At 68.5% G+C, this 17,210-nt stretch carries 19 protein-coding genes; 9 read left to right on the forward strand and 10 right to left on the reverse strand.

Translation table 11 applies throughout. The features are described 5' to 3' along the window. From U9R90_RS17095 to pknB, 6 genes are all read left to right on the forward strand, one after another. The coding region (locus tag U9R90_RS17095; RefSeq protein ID WP_411057312.1) for an FHA domain-containing protein at window positions 1-357 on the forward strand (357 nt) is incomplete at its 5' end. 10 nt (window positions 358-367) lie between these two features. Beyond that, window positions 368-877, forward strand: a complete 510-nt coding sequence (locus U9R90_RS17100) for an FHA domain-containing protein (RefSeq protein WP_411057313.1) — start codon at window positions 368-370, stop codon at window positions 875-877. Window positions 878-967: 90 nt separating this feature from the next. Next, window positions 968-2,482: a Stp1/IreP family PP2C-type Ser/Thr phosphatase gene (locus U9R90_RS17105; protein ID WP_411057769.1), complete on the forward strand. Its 1,515-nt coding sequence runs from the start codon at window positions 968-970 to the stop codon at window positions 2,480-2,482. 22 nt (window positions 2,483-2,504) lie between these two features. Then, on the forward strand, window positions 2,505-3,911 hold the full coding sequence (locus tag U9R90_RS17110) for an FtsW/RodA/SpoVE family cell cycle protein (RefSeq protein WP_411057314.1): 1,407 nt from the start codon (window positions 2,505-2,507) through the stop codon (window positions 3,909-3,911). After that, the gene (locus U9R90_RS17115) at window positions 3,908-5,362 is read left to right on the forward strand and encodes a peptidoglycan D,D-transpeptidase FtsI family protein (protein WP_411057315.1); all 1,455 of its coding nucleotides are present in this window, start codon (window positions 3,908-3,910) and stop codon (window positions 5,360-5,362) included. Before U9R90_RS17110 ends, U9R90_RS17115 begins: the two co-directional genes overlap by 4 nt. A 173-nt stretch (window positions 5,363-5,535) precedes the next feature. Beyond that, window positions 5,536-7,578, forward strand: a complete 2,043-nt coding sequence (pknB, locus tag U9R90_RS17120; protein ID WP_411057316.1) for a Stk1 family PASTA domain-containing Ser/Thr kinase — start codon at window positions 5,536-5,538, stop codon at window positions 7,576-7,578. Between the two features lie 100 nt (window positions 7,579-7,678). On the opposite strand, the gene U9R90_RS17125 is transcribed toward pknB, so the two are convergent. The 6 genes from U9R90_RS17125 to U9R90_RS17150 all read right to left on the reverse strand — a co-directional run bounded on the left by U9R90_RS17125 (window position 7,679) and on the right by U9R90_RS17150 (window position 12,153). Continuing rightward, window positions 7,679-8,416: a class E sortase gene (locus U9R90_RS17125; RefSeq protein WP_411057317.1), complete on the reverse strand. Its 738-nt coding sequence runs from the start codon at window positions 8,414-8,416 to the stop codon at window positions 7,679-7,681. A 68-nt stretch (window positions 8,417-8,484) separates the two neighbouring features. Beyond that, window positions 8,485-9,690: a class E sortase gene (locus U9R90_RS17130; RefSeq protein ID WP_411057318.1), complete on the reverse strand. Its 1,206-nt coding sequence runs from the start codon at window positions 9,688-9,690 to the stop codon at window positions 8,485-8,487. After that, entirely contained in the window at window positions 9,687-10,325 is a 639-nt protein-coding gene (locus U9R90_RS17135) for an aminodeoxychorismate/anthranilate synthase component II (RefSeq protein ID WP_411057319.1), read from the reverse strand. The genes U9R90_RS17130 and U9R90_RS17135 overlap by 4 nt, the downstream gene beginning before the upstream one ends. Beyond that, window positions 10,322-10,480: a hypothetical protein gene (locus U9R90_RS17140; RefSeq protein WP_411057320.1), complete on the reverse strand. Its 159-nt coding sequence runs from the start codon at window positions 10,478-10,480 to the stop codon at window positions 10,322-10,324. The genes U9R90_RS17135 and U9R90_RS17140 overlap by 4 nt, the downstream gene beginning before the upstream one ends. Before the next feature lie 90 nt (window positions 10,481-10,570). After that, on the reverse strand, window positions 10,571-11,305 hold the full coding sequence (locus U9R90_RS17145) for a class E sortase (protein WP_411057321.1): 735 nt from the start codon (window positions 11,303-11,305) through the stop codon (window positions 10,571-10,573). Window positions 11,306-11,373: 68 nt separating this feature from the next. Continuing rightward, a complete protein-coding gene (locus U9R90_RS17150; RefSeq protein ID WP_411057322.1) occupies window positions 11,374-12,153 on the reverse strand; it encodes a DUF881 domain-containing protein in 780 nt (259 codons plus the stop codon). A gap of 145 nt (window positions 12,154-12,298) precedes the next feature. Between U9R90_RS17150 and crgA the strand changes: the two genes are divergently transcribed. Beyond that, window positions 12,299-12,559: a cell division protein CrgA gene (crgA, locus tag U9R90_RS17155; protein ID WP_411057323.1), complete on the forward strand. Its 261-nt coding sequence runs from the start codon at window positions 12,299-12,301 to the stop codon at window positions 12,557-12,559. A gap of 235 nt (window positions 12,560-12,794) precedes the next feature. Here the strand turns inward: crgA and U9R90_RS17160 are convergent, their stop codons facing one another. Next, window positions 12,795-13,679, reverse strand: a complete 885-nt coding sequence (locus U9R90_RS17160) for a rhomboid family intramembrane serine protease (protein WP_411057324.1) — start codon at window positions 13,677-13,679, stop codon at window positions 12,795-12,797. A 126-nt stretch (window positions 13,680-13,805) separates the two neighbouring features. After that, window positions 13,806-14,333 (reverse strand): peptidylprolyl isomerase, encoded by a 528-nt coding sequence (locus U9R90_RS17165; RefSeq protein ID WP_411057325.1) that lies wholly within the window; start codon window positions 14,331-14,333, stop codon window positions 13,806-13,808. Between the two features lie 284 nt (window positions 14,334-14,617). On the opposite strand from U9R90_RS17165, the gene U9R90_RS17170 reads away from it, so the two are divergent. Further along, window positions 14,618-15,319, forward strand: a complete 702-nt coding sequence (locus U9R90_RS17170) for a DUF5324 family protein (protein ID WP_411057326.1) — start codon at window positions 14,618-14,620, stop codon at window positions 15,317-15,319. 142 nt (window positions 15,320-15,461) lie between these two features. Then, window positions 15,462-15,779: a chaplin gene (locus U9R90_RS17175; RefSeq protein ID WP_411057327.1), complete on the forward strand. Its 318-nt coding sequence runs from the start codon at window positions 15,462-15,464 to the stop codon at window positions 15,777-15,779. Between the two features lie 74 nt (window positions 15,780-15,853). Here the strand turns inward: U9R90_RS17175 and U9R90_RS17180 are convergent, their stop codons facing one another. Together U9R90_RS17180 and U9R90_RS17185 are read right to left on the reverse strand one after the other, a co-directional pair. After that, window positions 15,854-16,723 carry a tyrosinase family protein gene (locus tag U9R90_RS17180; RefSeq protein ID WP_411057328.1) on the reverse strand — a complete coding sequence of 290 codons (870 nt, stop codon included), beginning with the start codon at window positions 16,721-16,723 and terminating at the stop codon, window positions 15,854-15,856. 36 nt (window positions 16,724-16,759) lie between these two features. Then, a partial coding sequence (locus tag U9R90_RS17185; protein ID WP_411057329.1) for a tyrosinase family oxidase copper chaperone occupies window positions 16,760-17,210 on the reverse strand: 451 nt, incomplete at its 5' end.

The raw sequence follows: 17,210 nt of genomic DNA on the forward strand, positions 1-17,210 counted from the left end.
CCGCCGCCAGGCGGCCGGGCAGCGCCCCGGGCCCCGCAGGCGGGCCCGCCTGGCGCGGGCCCCGTGCCAGGCGCCCAGACGCGGCGCTGGATCGAGATCAACGGCACCCGCCATCAGATCTCCCGCCCGACGCTGGTGCTGGGCCGCAGCACCGAAGCCGACGTGCGGATCGACGACCCCGGCGTATCCCGCCGGCACTGCGAGATCCGGACCGGAACGCCCTCGACGATCCAGGATCTCGGGTCTACCAACGGCATCGTGGTAGACGGGCAGCACACCACCCGCGCTACGCTCCGCGACGGCTCGCGGATCGTCGTGGGCAACACGACCATCATTTACCGGCAAGCCGAAGGGTGAAGCGGGGGCAATGTCAGAGCTGACCCTGACGGTCATGCGGCTGGGTTTCCTGGCCGTCCTGTGGCTGTTCGTGATCGTGGCCGTACAGGTCATCCGCAGCGACCTGTTCGGTACGCGCGTCACACAGCGTGCAGGACGCCGTAACGCAGAGGCACGCCAGACGCAGGACCGCCAACCGGCGGCCGCCCCGCGCCAGCAGGGCGGAGGTGGGCGGCAGCGGCGCGGCGCCCCCTCCAAGCTGGTCGTCTCCGAAGGCACCCTCACCGGCACCACGGTCGCGTTGCAGGGCCAGACCATCTCCCTTGGCCGGGCCCATGATTCAACGATCGTGCTGGACGACGACTACGCGTCCAGCAGGCATGCCAGGATCTACCCGGACCGTGACGGCCAGTGGATCGTCGAGGATCTCGGGTCCACCAACGGCACGTATCTCGACCGGACCCGACTCACCACACCGACGCCTGTTCCGCTGGGCGCGCCGATCCGCATCGGCAAGACCGTCATCGAGCTGCGGAAGTAGTACGACAATGAGCGAGCGGAGCGAGCGAGCCGGCGCGGCCTACACGATGGGCCCCGGCACGCTCCCGACCGGAGGGTGGGCACCGTGCGGATGTACCCGGAGCCGACGGGCGAGGTGCGCATGAGTCTGTCACTGCGCTTCGCCGCCGGATCGCACAAAGGCATGATCCGCGAGGGCAACGAGGACTCGGGCTACGCAGGCCCGCGGCTGCTCGCCATCGCCGACGGCATGGGCGGCCAGGCCGCGGGCGAGGTCGCCAGTTCCGAGGTGATCTCCACTCTCGTACAGCTCGACGACGACGTCCCGGGCTCCGACATCCTGACCTCGCTCGGCGAGGCCGTACAGCGCGCCAACGACCAGTTGCGCGTCATGGTCGAGGAGGACCCGCAGCTGGAGGGCATGGGCACCACGCTCACCGCCCTGCTGTGGACCGGCCAGCGGCTCGGCCTGGTGCACGTCGGCGACTCCCGCGCGTACCTGCTCCGGGACGGCGTACTGACCCAGATCACCCAGGACCACACCTGGGTGCAGCGCCTCGTCGACGAGGGCCGGATCACCGAAGAGGAAGCCACCACGCACCCGCAGCGCTCGCTGCTGATGCGCGCGCTGGGCAGCGCCGACCACGTCGAAGCGGACCTCTCCGTACGTGAAGTCCGCGCCGGCGACCGGTACTTGATCTGCTCGGACGGCCTCTCCGGCGTGGTCTCGCACCAGACGATGGAAGAGGCACTCGCCAGCTACCAAGGCCCGCAGGAGACCGTGCAGGAGCTGATCCAGCTCGCGCTGCGCGGCGGCGGCCCGGACAACATCACCGTGATCGTCGCCGACGTCCTGGACATCGACTCCGGCGACACCCTCGCCGGACAGCTCGTCGACACCCCCGTCGTGGTGGGCGCGGTCGCCGAGAACCAGCTCCAGTCGCACGACAACGGCGCCATGCAGACCCCGGCGGGCCGCGCGGCGGGACTCGGCCGCCCGGTCCCCCCGCAGCCCAGCGGAGCCTTCGGCCCGCCGGACAGCGGCGCCCCCGACGCGTACACCCCCGACGACGGCTTCGGCGGGTACCCCGACGAGAACTACGGCAGGTCCGGCGGCCGTAAGTGGCTCAAGAGATCGTTCTTCATCGTGCTGGCGCTCGCCGTGCTCGGCGGCGGTCTGTACGGCGGCTGGCGCTGGACCCAGACCCAGTACTACGTGAGCGCCAACGGCGACCACATCGCGCTCTACCGGGGCATCAGCCAGGACCTCGCCTGGGTCTCGCTCTCCAAGGTCGAGAAGGACCGCCCCGACATCGAGCTCGACTACCTCCCGCAGTACCAGCAGAAGCTGGTCAAGGGCGGCGCGATCGCCGAAGGCAGCCGCAAGGGCGCCGAGGCGAAGATCAAGGAGCTCTTCCTGCAGGCCTCGGCCTGCAAGAAGCAGGAAGCGAACGAAAAGGCCGAGCGCGAGAACAACGCGAACACCGGCGAGGGGGAGGCGGGCGGCTCCAGCGGCCTCGCGACCAGCGGCGACGACGCCAAGACGGCGCCGTCCCCGACACCAGTACCGAGCTCCACCTTCACGGAGGAAGAGCAGCCGCTCGTCGGCAACTGCGGTAAGCGTTAGGCGCAGGGGGCTGACCAACACCATGAGCAGTACACACACGTCCACCATCGGCGCGATCGGCGCACCGAGCCGACGCAACACCGAGCTCGCGCTCCTGGTGTTCGCCGTACTCATCCCGATCTTCGCGTACGCCAACGTGGGCCTCGCCATCAACGACGAGGTGCCTACGGGCATGCTCGGCTACGGGGCGGGGCTCGGCCTGCTGGCAGGTGTCGGCCACCTCGTGGTGCGCAAGTTCGCGCCGTACGCCGACCCCTTGCTGCTGCCGCTCGCGACGCTCCTCAACGGCCTCGGACTCGTCCTGATCTGGCGTCTGGACCAGTCCCAGCGGCTGATCCAACGCGCTGAGAGCCTCTTCGGCAGCTTCACCCCCGACGCACCCAAGCAGCTGATGTACTCGGCGATCGGTATCGCCCTGTTCGTCGCCATTCTGCTCCTGCTGAAGGACCACCGCATCCTGCAGCGCTACACCTACATCTCCATGGTGGTCGCGCTGGTGCTGCTGGTCCTGCCGGTGTTCTTCCCGGCGGTGAACGGCGCCAAGATCTGGATCAGCCTGGGCCCCTTCTCCATCCAGCCCGGCGAGTTCGTAAAGATCATCATCGCGGTCTTCTTCTCCGGCTACCTGATGGTCAAGCGCGACGCACTCGCCCTGGCCAGCCGCCGCTTCATGGGCCTGTACCTGCCGCGCGGCCGCGACCTCGGACCGATCGTCACGATCTGGCTCGTCAGCCTGCTGATCCTGGTCTTCGAGACCGACCTCGGCACCTCGCTGCTGTTCTTCGGCATGTTCGTGGTCATGCTGTACGTCGCCACCGAGCGCACCAGCTGGATCGTCATCGGCCTGCTGATGTCAGCCGGAGGCGCGGTCGGCGTCGCCAGCTTCGCGTCCCACGTACAGGACCGCGTCCAGGCCTGGCTGCATCCCTTCGCCGACAAGACACTGGCGCAGAGCGACCAGGTCGCCCAGTCACTGATGTCCTTCGGCTCCGGTGGCGTGCTCGGCACCGGCTGGGGCCAGGGCAACTCCGACCTCATCGGCTTCGCCGCCAACTCCGACTTCATCTTCGCCACCGTCGGCGAGGAGCTGGGCCTGGCCGGAGTAATGGCGTTCCTGCTTCTCTACGGCCTGATCATCGAGCGGGGTGTGCGTACCGCGCTGGCCGCCCGCGACCCCTTCGGCAAGCTGTTCGCGATCGGTCTCTCCGGCGCCTTCGCCATCCAGATCTTCGTGGTGGCCGGCGGCGTCATGGGCCTCATCCCGCTGACGGGTATGACCATGCCGTTCCTCGCGGCCGGTGGCTCATCCGTGATCGCCAACTGGGCCCTGATCGGCATCCTGATCCGCATCAGCGACACCGCGCGCCGCCCCGCGCCGTCCCCCGCCCCATCCCCCGACGCCGAGATGACCCAGGTGGTACGGCCATGAACAAGCCCCTGCGCCGCATCGCCATCTTCTGCGGTGTCCTGATCCTCGCCCTGCTGGTCCGCACCAACTGGATTCAGTACGTCGACGCCGACGAGCTGAGCACCCACAAGCTGAACAAGCGCGTCGACATCGAGCGCTACAGCATCAAGCGCGGCGACATCATCGTCGGCGACACGGCCATCACCGGCTCGAAGGAAACCGACGACACCTTCTACAAGTACAAGCGCACCTGGAAGAACGGGCCCATGTGGGCACCCGTCACCGGATACGCCTCGCAGGTCTTCGGCTCCAGCCAGATCGAGAACCTCGAGGACGGCATCCTCACCGGCAACGACGACCGCCTCTTCTTCAGCCGCACCATCGACATGATCACCGGCGAGAAGAAGGCGGGCGGCAACGTCGTCACCACCCTCAACGGCGCCGCCCAGAAGGCCGCGTTCGAGGGCCTCGGCAACAAGAAGGGCGCCGTCGCCGCGATCGACCCCGAGACCGGCGCGATCCTCGCCCTCGCCTCCACGCCGTCGTACGACCCGGCCGAGTTCGCCGGCCGCTCCGACAAGGATGGCGAGGCCTGGAACCGGCTGAAGGACGACCCCGAGAAGCCGATGCTCAACCGCGCGCTGCGCGAGACCTACGCCCCCGGCTCCACCTTCAAGGTGGTCACCGCCGCGGCCGCCCTGGAGCACGGGCTGTACGACGACGTGGACGCCAAGACCAAGACGCCCTCCCCCTGGACCATGCCGGGCACCAGGACCGAGCTGCCCAACCACGGCACCGCGGACTGCAAGAACGCCCCCCTGCGCGAGGCCATGCGGGTGTCCTGCAACACCGTGTTCGGCAAGATCGGCTCGGATCTCGGCAAGGACAAGATGATCGAGACCGCGGAGAAGTTCGGCTTCAACGAGGAGCAGTTCACCCCGGTCCGCGCCGACGCCTCCGTCTTCCCCACCGAGCTGAACCCCTCGCAGACCGCGCTGTCCTCGATCGGCCAGTTCAACACCCGGGCCACCCCGCTCCAGATGGCCATGGTCACCGCCGCGATCGCCAACGACGGCACCCTGATGCAGCCGTACATGGTCAGCGAGCTCAAGGCGCCCAACCTGGACACGGTCAAGAAGACCTCGCCCAAGACCCTGAGCGAGCCGCTCTCCAAGCCGAACGCCCAGAAGCTCCAGGAGACCCTGGAGACCACGGTCAACGAGGGCACCGGCAGCAACGCCAAGATCGACGGCGTCACGGTCGGCGGCAAGACCGGTACGGCGGAGACCGGCGAGAACAACGAGGGCACCCCGTTCGCCTGGTTCATCTCGTACGCCAAGACCGACAGCGGCTCCCCGGTCGCCGTCGCCGTGGTCGTCGAGGACAGCGACGCCGAGGACGTCACGGGCGGCGGCCTGGCCGCCCCGATCGCCAAGGACGTGATGAAGGCGGTCATCGACAGCAAGGGCTGAGACCCCGCCCCGGCGGCACGAAGTGACGCCGGTCACGGCGGTACCGGTCCTGTATCAGGTATCGATTGCGGCCGGATCACGGTGGAGGAGGCCGGTACGGTATGCCGAGGCAGCACACCGCCGGACCTCACATGGGTGCGGTCGGGACCGACGGAGAGGGCTGGTAGGTACCTATGGAAGAGCCGCGTCGCCTCGGCGGCCGGTACGAGCTGGGCCAGGTGCTCGGCCGCGGCGGCATGGCGGAGGTCTACCTCGCCCATGACACCCGCCTCGGCCGCACCGTCGCCGTGAAGACACTCCGGGTCGACCTGGCCCGTGACGAGTCGTTCCAGGCCCGGTTCCGCCGTGAGGCCCAGTCCGCCGCCTCGCTCAACCATCCGGCGATCGTCGCGGTCTACGACACCGGCGAGGACATGGTGTACGACGCCGCGTCCGGCGCGGGTGGCGGGATCTCCATCCCGTACATCGTGATGGAGTACGTCGACGGGTCCACGCTGCGCGAGCTGCTGCACTCGGGGCGCAAGCTGCTCCCCGAGCGCGCGATGGAAATGACCATCGGCATCCTGCAGGCGCTGGAGTACTCGCACCGGGCCGGAATCGTCCACCGCGACATCAAGCCGGCGAACGTCATGCTGACGCGCAACGGCCAGGTCAAGGTGATGGACTTCGGCATCGCCCGCGCCATGGGCGACTCCGGTATGACGATGACCCAGACCTCGGCCGTCATCGGCACCGCCCAGTACCTCTCCCCTGAGCAGGCCAAGGGCGAGCAGGTCGACGCGCGGTCCGACCTCTACTCGACCGGCTGTCTGCTCTACGAGCTGCTGACCGTGCGTCCCCCGTTCGTCGGGGACTCCCCGGTCGCGGTCGCGTATCAGCATGTACGCGAAGAGGCCCAGCCGCCGAGCACCTTCGACGGCGAGATCACGCCCGAGATGGACGCCATCGTCCTGAAGGCCCTGGTCAAGGAGCCGGAGTACCGCTACCAGTCGGCGGACGAGATGCGCGCCGACATCGAGGCCTGCCTGGACGGCCGGCCGGTCGCGGCCACCGCCGCGATGGGCGTGATGGGCGCCGCCGCGTACGGCGGCCACCACCCGGACGACCAGCAGACGGCGATGCTGCCCCAGCAGAACGCCCAGCAGGCCACCTCGATGCTGCCCCCGGTCAACCCGGACGACGGCGGCTACGGCTACGACGACCAGCCGCGCCGCCGCCAGAAGAAGGGCGGCGGCGGCTCCACGGCGCTGCTGATCGCGGCGGCCGTGCTGGTGCTTGCCGGTGCGATCGCCATCAGCATGTGGGCGTTCAGCGGCAACACCAAGAACGACAGCAGGGTCCAGGTACCGAACTTCGTGGGCGAGACGTTCGAAGCGGCACAGCGGCAGGCCGTGAACGGCGAGGTGAAGCTCTCCCGCACGGACAAGCCCTGCAAGGACCAGGCCGAGGGCAACATCTGCAGCCAGAGCCCCAAGAGCGGCAAGGTCGAGAAGAACAGCACGATCGACGTCGTCGTCTCCACCGGGGCGCCGAAGGTCGCGGTGCCGAGTGTGATCGGCGACAGCGAGGACGACGCCAAGAAGAAGCTCGAAGGCGAGAAGTACGGGCTCACGGTCAAGGTCGTGCCAAAGGAGAGCCCCGTCACTCCCGGCGAGGTGCTCGAGCAGGACCCGCGCTCCGGCACCGAGGTCGAGCGGGGCTCCGAGATCACCCTGACCGTGGCCAAGGAGAAGGAGCTGGCCACCGTCCCCAACCTGCTCGGTAAGACTCCCGAGGAGGCCAAGGCGGAACTGGAGGCCAAGGGCCTGGTCCTGGGCGCCCAGACCCAGGAGGAGTCCGACGCGCAGGAAGAGGGCAAGGTCTTCGAGCAGAGCCTCCCCGGCGGCCAGGACGTCGACCCCGGAACGACGGTCAACATCAAGATCGCCAAGGCTCCGGAAGAGCCCGCCGACGAGAAGTTCGCGATGCCCAAGGTCACCGGCATGACCCTCGGTCAGGCCAAGCAGGTGCTCGCGCAGAGCAACCTGCAGCTGGGCGGCATCAACGGCTCACAGGACGACAACTCCTTCGTCCTGCGCAGCAACCCGCAGGAGGGCGCCGAGGTCAAGCCGGGCCAGAAGGTCAACCTCCGTACGATCGGCGGCCAGCAGGACGGCGGTCAGCAGGGCGGCGGCGGCGAGGACGAGAGCGGCTTCATCGGCGGCGTGGGCGGCTGACCCCCGCACGCCCCTGAGTACGACGGGTACGACAGAGCCCCGGCTCCCTCTCACCGAGGGGGCCGGGGCTCGCTCGTACGTCACGTACGTCCCGGATCGATCAGCCCAGCTCGGCCGGTGGCGTCCGCTCGCTGTCGACCTTCTCGACCCGCTCCAGCTCGCCCCACACGATGTACCGGTGCTTGGACGTGTAGATCGGGGTGCAGGTGGTGAGCGTGATGTACCGCCCGGCCTTCTTCTTGCCCGAGTCCTTGGGGATGGGCTTCAGCACATTCACGTTGTACTTACTGGTCGACGGCAGCTTCGCGTAGACCTTGTAGACGTACCACTTGTCCTTGGACTCGAAGACGATCGAGTCGCCGTTCTTGAGCTTGTGGATGTTGTGGAACTTCGCGCCGTGTCCGTCGCGGTGCGCGGCCAGCGTGAAGTTGCCCTTGTCGTCCTGCGGCAGCGCGGACTTGACCGGCTCGGTGTAGTACCCGGCGGTACCGTCGTTGAGGTCCTTGGTGCCGGTGCCCTTCTTGACGAGGATGTCGCTCTCGCCCATGGCCGGTACGTGCAGGAAGCCGATGCCGTCCTTGGTGTCCAGGGCGCCGGGCCCGGACTCCTCCCAGGTCTCGCGCACCGAGTTGCCCTGCTTCTTCGCCTCGCGGTCCGCCAGGACGTTGGTCCACCACAGCGAGTAGACGACGAAGAGGCCCAGCACCAGGCCCCCGGTGATGAGCAGCTCGCCGAAGACGCTGATCGCCGTGAGGATGGGGCCGCGGCGCGAGCGCCGTCTTGGTGCGGGCGCCGGACCGTCGTCGGCCCGCTCCTCCTGCTCGGTGCTCGCTACCACTGCTTCTCGCCCCGTTCTCGTACTGTCCCGCTGCCATTGCCGTTGCCGTCGTGTGCCGACGCCGCCGCTCAGCGTACGAGCGCCTTGGGCTTGCCCTCGCTGCGGGGCCGTTCGTCGACTATCTTGCCCCAGACGATCATCCGGTACGTACTGGTGAACTCGGGTGTGCAGGTCGTCAGCGTGATGTAGCGACCCGGCCCGTCGAAGCCGGACTCCTTGGGCACCGGAGCGATGACGTCGATGTTGCTGGGGCTCGTCTGCGGAAGGATATTCGCCATCTCGTAGACGTAGTACGTGTCCTGGGTCTCAACGATGATCGGGTCGCCCGGCTTGAGCCGGTTGATGTAGCGGAACGGCTCGCCGTGGGTGTTGCGGTGTCCGGCGACCGCGAAGTTGCCCTCCTTCTCCTCGGGCATCGCGGTCTTGAGCCCCTTCTCGGCGTAGTGGCCGACCATGCCGCGGTCCAGGACCTTCTTCTTGCTGATGCCCTCGGCTACGGGGACGACGACGTCCAGCTTGGGTATGTGCAGCATGGCGAAGCCCTGGCCGGGTTCGAAGGCGTCGGGCTTGCCCTTGCCGTCCGCCCAGCTCTTCTCGATGCGGCTTCGCTCCTTGTCGGCCTCGATACCGGCCGCGATGTTCGTCCACCACAGCTGGTACGTGACGAACAGCAGCATCAGCACGCCGAAGGTGATGAACAGCTCCCCGATCACGCGGCTCGCGACCACGGCGGGCCCCGGCCGCTTGGCGCGCTCCGCGCGGCGGGCCTCCAGGCGGGAGCCGGGGGCACGCCGGACGGGCTCACGGACGGGTTCCGGGACGCGGGGGCGCAGCCCTACGGTCTCGTCGTCGGCGACCAGCGCTTCAGGGGCTTCAGGGGCTTCAGGGTCGTACGAGTACTGCTGGTGCTCCTGGTACTCCTCGTACTCCTGGTACTCCTGGTACGTCTGCTGGTGCTGTTCGTACTGCTGAGGGGGTTCGTACTGGTGGGGCTGCTGGTACTCGTGTAGCTGCTGGTACTCCTGTGCCTGCTGAGGCTGTTGGTCGTACCCGTACCACTCCTGCTGGTAGCCCTGCGGGTCATACCACTCCTCCTGAGGCTGCTGGACCGGCTCCGGCACCGGCACTGGTACCGGAGCCTGCTGCTGTCCTGGCAGCGGATCGTTCAGCGGGTCGGCCAGCTGCTCGACGGCCGCCTCGAAAGTGCCGGGGTCCCCGTACGCACGGTGCGCGTACGGGAAGTCGGGGTCACTCTCGGGGCGGACGGACGTCACACCGAGGCCCTACCGACCACCGGGGCAAGCCCGGACGAGCGCGCCACCGCGCCCGTGTCGCCGCACTCCACCAACCAGTTGGCGAGCATCAGATGGCCGTGCTCGGTGAGCACCGACTCGGGGTGGAACTGGACGCCTTCGACCGGCAGTTCACGGTGGCGCAGCCCCATGATGATGCCGTCATCCGTACGCGCGGTGACCTCGAGCTCGGCGGGTACCGTGCCCGGCTCGGCGGCGAGCGAGTGGTAGCGGGTCGCCGTGAAGGGCGAGGGGAGCCCGGCGAATACACCGGTGCCGTCGTGCGTGACCAGGGAGGTCTTGCCGTGCAGCAGCTCGGGCGCGCGGTCCACCACACCGCCGTACGCCACCGCCATCGACTGCATGCCGAGGCAGACTCCGAAGATCGGCACCCCGGTGGAGGCGCAGTGCCTGACCATCTCGATGCAGACCCCGGCCTGTTCGGGTGCGCCGGGCCCCGGCGAGAGCAGCACGCCGTCGAAGCCGTCCTGGGCGTGGGCGGTGGAGACCTCGTCGTTGCGGACGACCTCGCACTCGGCGCCCAGTTGGTACAGGTACTGGACCAGGTTGAAGACGAAGCTGTCGTAGTTGTCCACGACGAGGATGCGCGCGCTCACTGGTCCACCGTCACATCGTTGAAGGGGAGCAGCGGCTCCGCCCACGGGAAGACGTATTGGAAGAGCGCGTAGACCACGCCGAGGATGAGCAGCAGCGAGATGAACGCCTTGATCGCCGCATTGCCCGGCAGCTTTCGCCAGATCCAGCCGTACATGCTGTCCGTAGCCCCTTCCCTCGGCCCGTCTCGGCCTGTCTCGGCCTGTACCGCTCACCAGAGTACGGGGCTGCGGCTGATGTCCGTGGGTCAGCTGCGCAATGCCGCCGGCTTGCCCCGCTCGACCGGCTGGGTCGCGTCGAGGTGTGCCCAGACGATCAGCCGGTGGCTGCTGCCCCACTCCGGTTCGCAGGTGGTCAGGGTGAGATAGCGTCCGGGCCCGTCGAAGCCCGACTTCTCGGGCACCGGGTCGACCACCGCGACATCGGTCGGGAGTGTCTTGTACGGCTTGTTCGCGATGCGGTACGTGAACCAGGTGGTGCCGTCGGTGAGCACTATGGCGTCCCCCGGGCGCAGCTTCGGGAAGTCCTTGAACGGGTCGCCGTAGGTGCGGCGGTGACCCGCGACCGAGAAGTTGCCGCGCTCGCCGAGTGGTGCGGTCTTGTCGTAGTGGCCCAGGCCCTTCTTCAGGGTCCCGGCCTTGGTGCCCTCAAGGACCGGCTTGCTCCAGCCGGAGCCGAAGCGGGGGATGTACATGACGGCGAACGGCTTGCCGTCCTGGTAGGCGGGGGGCGGCGCGGGGGCTGGTCGCTCCGCGTCGGACGGCCGGTCGTCGGACGGCTGGTCGTCGGACGGCCGGTCGTCGGTGGGGGCGGAGATGCTGCCCTGCGCCCACCGGTCCTGGAGTTGGTCGATCTGGCCGTCCATCGCGCTGTCGGCCTTCACCCCGGTCCAGTACACGACGTACACGACGAACAGCACGATCACGGCGCCGCCGGTGATGCACAGTTCGCTGAAGGTCCTGACGACCGCTCGCACCGACACCGGCCACCCCCGCTTACTCCACCTACTCGCTACCTACTCGCTCGCTCCGCTTACTCCACTTACTCCACTTACTCCACAGGCTCCGCGTAGTGGAGATCCACTGTGCCCGAGTAGCCGGGAAGAGTCATCGCCTTGTGGTCGTCGACTTTCCAGCCGAGCCCGTAGGCGTTCACGTACAGCATGTAGTTCTGGATCGCGGATGACGCGGTGAGTGCCTTCTTGAGCTTGCCGGGGTCGCCGACCGCGGTGACCTTGTACGGCGGTGAGTAGACGCGGCCCTGGAGGATCAGGGTGTTGCCGACGCAGCGGACGGCGCTGGTGGAGATCAGCCGCTGGTCCATGACCCTGATGCCCTTGGCGCCGCCCAGCCACAGGGCATTCACCACGGCCTGGAGGTCCTGCTGGTGGATGACCAGGTCGTTGGGTTGCGGCTCGGGGTAGCCGGGGATCTTGGCGGTGGCGTCCGGTGGGGCGTCGGTGAGGGTCACGGTGACGGCCTGGCCCTTGAGGCGCTGGGTGCCCGCGGCCTTCTCCAGCGCCTTGAGCTTGGCCTTCTCGGCCTGGGAGGCGCCTTTGTCGCGCCCGGCGAGTGATTCGACCTTGTCGCGCAGGGTGCCGTTGGACTCTTCCAGTTCGCCGTTCTTGTTGCTGCGCTCCTGGATCAGATCGGAAAGCCGCAGCATCGAGGCATCTGTCCGGATATTAGTACCCTTGGCGGTATTGAAACTGGTGACAAAGATGAGGCCGGCGAGCGCGAAAACAGCAGCGGTGAGCAGCCGGACCGGCCGCCACCGGAAGTGCCGGGCAGGCCTGGCGTCCTGGTCGGGGGAGTCGGCAGAATTGCTCAACGTACCCTTACTCCTTACGGCGCCGCGAAAGTACTACGCTAACGGACGCCTGGGGGAGTACTGATCCCCCGTTGCGCCCTGACCGGCGCCCGACCGACACCGTTCCCCGCGCGGCCATGCAGCGCATCGACAGGAGAGCCTCCTCGTGCCGAAGTCACGTATCCGCAAGAAGAAGGACGACTACACCCCTCCGCCGTCGTCCAAGCAGGCGACCACCGTCAAGCTGACCAACCGCAGCTGGGTGGCTCCGGTCATGCTGACGCTCTTCCTGATCGGGCTGGCGTGGATTGTCGTCTTCTACGTCACGGACACCCGCCTGCCCATCGAGGCGTTCGGGAACGGGAACATCGTGGTCGGTTTCGGCTTTATCGCGGCGGGCTTCGGCGTCTCCACCCAGTGGAAGTAGCTGTCCACAGACAGTCCACAGGCACAGTGTGGATAACTTACTAAGATCTGTGGATAACCCATCTGCTGTTGACGCCGGTATGACGGACTGCCCGCACTGCGGATAACCGTTCGCCCCTTGCCCTTCCTGCGCAAACCCAGGTCAGCGACAAGGGGCACAGCTGTTCCCCACGCCATGCACAGGCTCGGGGACAGGCTGTGGACAACCGACTCTCGGACGGTGGACAGCCGTCTCGTCAGGTGAGCTGGGCGGTCCGCAGCACGACGGTCGCCACCGCCGCGAGCAGCACCACCGCACACGTCCCGACCTGCACCAGGGTCCGGCGCTCACGCGGGGCGTGCACCATCCCGTACGCGATCGCCGCGCCGGCGACCAGACCCCCGACATGCGCCTCCCAGGCGATGTTGGGGATGGTGAAGGTGAAGACCAGGTTGATCGCGAGCAGCACGAGCACCGGGCGCATGTCGTAGCTGAGCCGGCGCATCAGTACGGCGGTGGCGCCAAGGAGACCGAAGATGGCGCCGGAGGCGCCGAGTGAGGGCTGGTTGGCGGCGGCGACCAGATAGGTCAGGCCGCTGCCCGCGAGGCCGGAGATCAGATAGAGCGCGAGATAGCGGGCCCGGCCGAGCGCCGCCTCCAGCGGGCCGCCGATCCACCACAGCGCCAGCATGTTGAAGCCGATGTGCCAGATCTCCTGGTGCGCGAACATCGAGGTCACCAGGCGGTACCACTGGCCGTCGGCGACGCCGACCACGGACTGCACCTCGGGGTCCCACGCGAGACCGATCAGCTCGACATCGTTGACCAGGCGCGCGACCGAGAGGATCGCGAAGAACATCGCGACATTCATGCCGAGCAGGATCTTCGTGACCAGCCGCGGATCCGCGGCCACCGTCCCGCCCGCGAGCGTACGCGGCTGGTTCGCGCTCGGCGCGTGCCCGGTGCCCGACCCCTCGCGCACACACGTGGGGCACTGGAAACCGACCGCGGCGTCCACCATGCACTCCGGGCAGATGGGCCGCTCACATCGGGTGCAGCGGACGCCCGTCTCACGATCCGGATGCCGATAGCAGCCGGGCAGGCCCTGCGCACCCTGCGGACTATCTGGCGCCTGCTCCATCACGGTCCCCTCAGAATCTCCGGATCTCCGGTCGGCCGGTCAGCGGCCTTCCGTACAACACACTGCCCCGCCCATCCTTACGGATGAGCGGGGCGAAATGGTTCCCTCGGGGGAACCCGTGCGAGATCAGCCCTCGCGGGTCTCCACCACGACCGACTCGATGACGACGTCGTTGACCGGGCGGTCGGTGCGCGGGTTGGTCTGGGCGCCGCCGATGGCGTCCACGACCTTCTGGCCCGCGGTGACCTCACCGAAGATGGTGTGGCGTCGGTTCAGGTGCGGCGTCGGGGCCAGCGTGATGAAGAACTGGGAGCCGTTGGTGCCGGGGCCCGCGTTGGCCATCGCCAGCAGGTACGGCTTACCGAAGGACAGCTCCGGGTGGAACTCGTCCGCGAACTCGTAGCCGGGGCCGCCCGTGCCGTTGCCCAGCGGGTCGCCGCCCTGGATCATGAAACCGCTGATCACCCGGTGGAAGACGGTGCCGTCGTAGAGCTTGTCCGTGGACTTCTTCCCGGTCGCCGGGTTGGTCCACTCGCGCTCACCCTTGGCGAGCTCGACGAAGTTCTTGACCGTCTTGGGCGCGTGGTTCGGCAGCAGCCGGACCTCGATATCGCCCTGGTTGGTCTTCAGGGTGGCGTAAAGCTGCTCAGCCACGGTCTGCCTTCCGTTGTCTTGACTGACATCCCGAATCCTCGCACGGATCACGGCGCATCGAGCGAAGGACCCGTTGCCGCCTAAGAGGCGCGCACCGAGCGGTTCCATGGCATTGTCGTCCACAAGTCCCCTTGCGCCGCATTGCCCAAGGATTGACCGACCAGAGTCCTCTGACGCGCATGATCCAGAAAAGGGTGGAAAGGTGAACCGTGTTCTTCCGTGGGCCGCCCGCCCAAGCGCGGCCCACGCCCCCCGCGTACACCACCGACGAGGAAGGTGATCCCGTGACCCGCAAGGACAGCGCACGTGCCGCGACCGGTACGGCGAAGGACAGCGTGCGCCACGCCGCGGAGGTGGTGGCGCCCTATGCCGGCACGGCCAAGGACACCGCGGTGCACTACGCGCACGAGGCACGCGTACGGCTCACGCCCAAGGTGACCAGCGCCGCGCACCAGGCCGCCGAGCAGGCACGCGTCCAGTACGACGCCCATCTCGCCCACCGTGTGGAGCAGGCGCGCGCACATGTGCCGCCCAAGGTGGACCACGCCGCGGCCCGGACCCGGGACGCGGCCCGCAGCGCGGCCGCCGCGACCCGGCCACGGGTCGAGCAGGCGGTGGCCGCCGCCCAGCCCGCCGCCACTGAGGCGGCGGCCCGCAGCGCCGCCGCGCTGGCCGCCCTGCGCGGCCAGGTCTCGGCCGAGGAGATCCAGCGGCTCGTGAAGCGCCACGACCGCCGGGCCAAGGCCGGCCGGGTGGTCAAGCGGCTGGCCGTCCTGGGTGCGCTCGGCGCCGCCGCGCTCGCCGCCTGGCGGTGGTGGGACAAGCAGGCCAACCCGGACTGGCTGGTCGAGCCGCCCGCCCCCACGGAGGTGTCCGACAACGCCCGGCTGTCCTCGGTGGACGGCAGCGGCCAGACCGCACTCGACCCCGAGGTCCAGGCCAAACAGGCCGAGGCAGAGTCCGCGGAGCAGGACGAGCGCGGCTGACAGAGGCGGCTGATAGAGGTAAATCCGACCGCTTTGCGGCATGCATGCCTATCGCAGCCGTTACTTGCCGCATTCGATGCCGTTGAACAGCCGACGCGGCCGCGATCACGCAGCCGCACCTGCCAAGCAAAAGGAGAACGTGATGTCACGCATCGCGAAGGCAGCCGCTGTCACTCTCGGCACGGGTGCTGTGATGCTCAGCGGCGCTGGTATGGCCACGGCCGACGCCGGCGCGGAGGGCAAGGCCGTCCACTCGCCCGGCGTCCTCTCGGGCAACCTGCTGCAGGTTCCGGTCCACGTCCCGATCAACGTGTGCGGGAACACCGTCAACGGCATCGCGGGCCTCAACCCGGCCTTCGGCAACACCTGCGCGAACGTCAGCGACGGCATGGACAACGGCCACCACGACAACGGTGGCCACGACGACAACGGCGGCGACCACGTCGGCTACGGCGGCTGACCAGCCCCCCAAGGCCCCCCGGCGCTGGTGCACCGGGGGGCCTTGTCATGCGTATCGGTGTCCTGCGTATCGGTTCATGCGTATCGGTACAGCGTCCGGTGTTCGAGCAGGTCGACGGGGCGTACGTCCCACGGCGGCATCGGCTCCCGCGCGGCGATGATCCGCCCGTGCTGCGGACGGCCCCGCGGAGGGTGCCTGGCCGGCAGGTAGGGCTCGGCGTCGCCGTGCCGCTCACGCCAGCGCGACCAGCACAGGTCGACGAACGAATGGTTCAGCCAGAACACCGGGTCGTTGACCGACGAGGCGCCGAGCATATGGCCGCCCACCCAGCGGTGGACCCGGTTGTGGTTGCGCCACCGGTCGTTGCCCCGGCCCGATGTCCAGCCTTCGAGCTTGTTGCGGAAGCCGGTGTCGGTCAGCGAGTTCCACGGCTCGGCGTCATAGCGCGGGTCCTTCATCGCCCAGGCCAGATCCGCCGGCGTCGGCAGGTCCAGGGGGTCGCGCGGGCGGCCGAAGTCGCGGGTGAGGAACTCGGCCTCGGACACCGCCTCGGTGATGGTCCAGTCGCCGTTCTGGTAGGCGAAGGGGCCGGTCATCACCTGCCGGTCGGAGAGGCGGCCGTTGCCGCCGAGGAAGTTGTCGGCCCACAGGGACCCGGTGCGTGAACGGTCCACCGTCCAGTCCCAGTACGGCACCGAGACCCCCGGGTCCACGCGCTGCAGAGCCCGTTCGAACTCCAGCAGGAACTTGCGGTGCCAGGGCAGGAAGGAGGGCGTCATATGGGCCACGCGCAGCCCGCCGTCGCCGTCGCTCACATAGAAGTCGATGTGCATGCGCACGAATTCGTCGTACTGGCCCGTGCGCTTGAGCGCGAGCACCGCGGCCACGAACCGCTTCTTCTCCGCTGCGGTGAGCGTGCTCTGGTTCTGCCGTAAGTACGCCACTGCCGCTCGCGCTCCTCGGTGTCTCGGCTTCGTTCGTCAGCTGGTGTGCAGGCGCAGGGGCTGGCCGCGGAGCTCGTCGACGGCTGCCCGGGTGGCCTCCAGCGGGGTGGGATAGGTCGCGTAGTGGTCGACGCCGCTCATATACGTGTCGTCGGCGCGCCGCATGAGGTGCAGCGGACGGCCGTCGACGGTGACCTCCCAGGGGCCTGGGGCGGATGCCGCGCTGCCGGCGCCGCGTACGCCACGGATGTGGCGACCTCGATACATCTGGTCGAATCCCTCGGGCTCTGGGCCCGCCAGATCGACGCGAGCGGCGTCTGGCGGCTGTGAGCGCAGCGCCGTCACGGTGACCGCGGCAGCGGTCGGTACGACGCCGAGCGCGATGAGCAGCGCACTGCGGCGGGTGACGGCACGCGATACGGGACGGTCGGTGTTCGGCACGGTCTCCTCACCCGGATTCGGGCGCGGGGGCGGGCCCCCGGGGGGG

The organism is Streptomyces sp. E11-3, from assembly GCF_046540415.1.
Classification (GTDB): domain Bacteria; phylum Actinomycetota; class Actinomycetes; order Streptomycetales; family Streptomycetaceae; genus Streptomyces.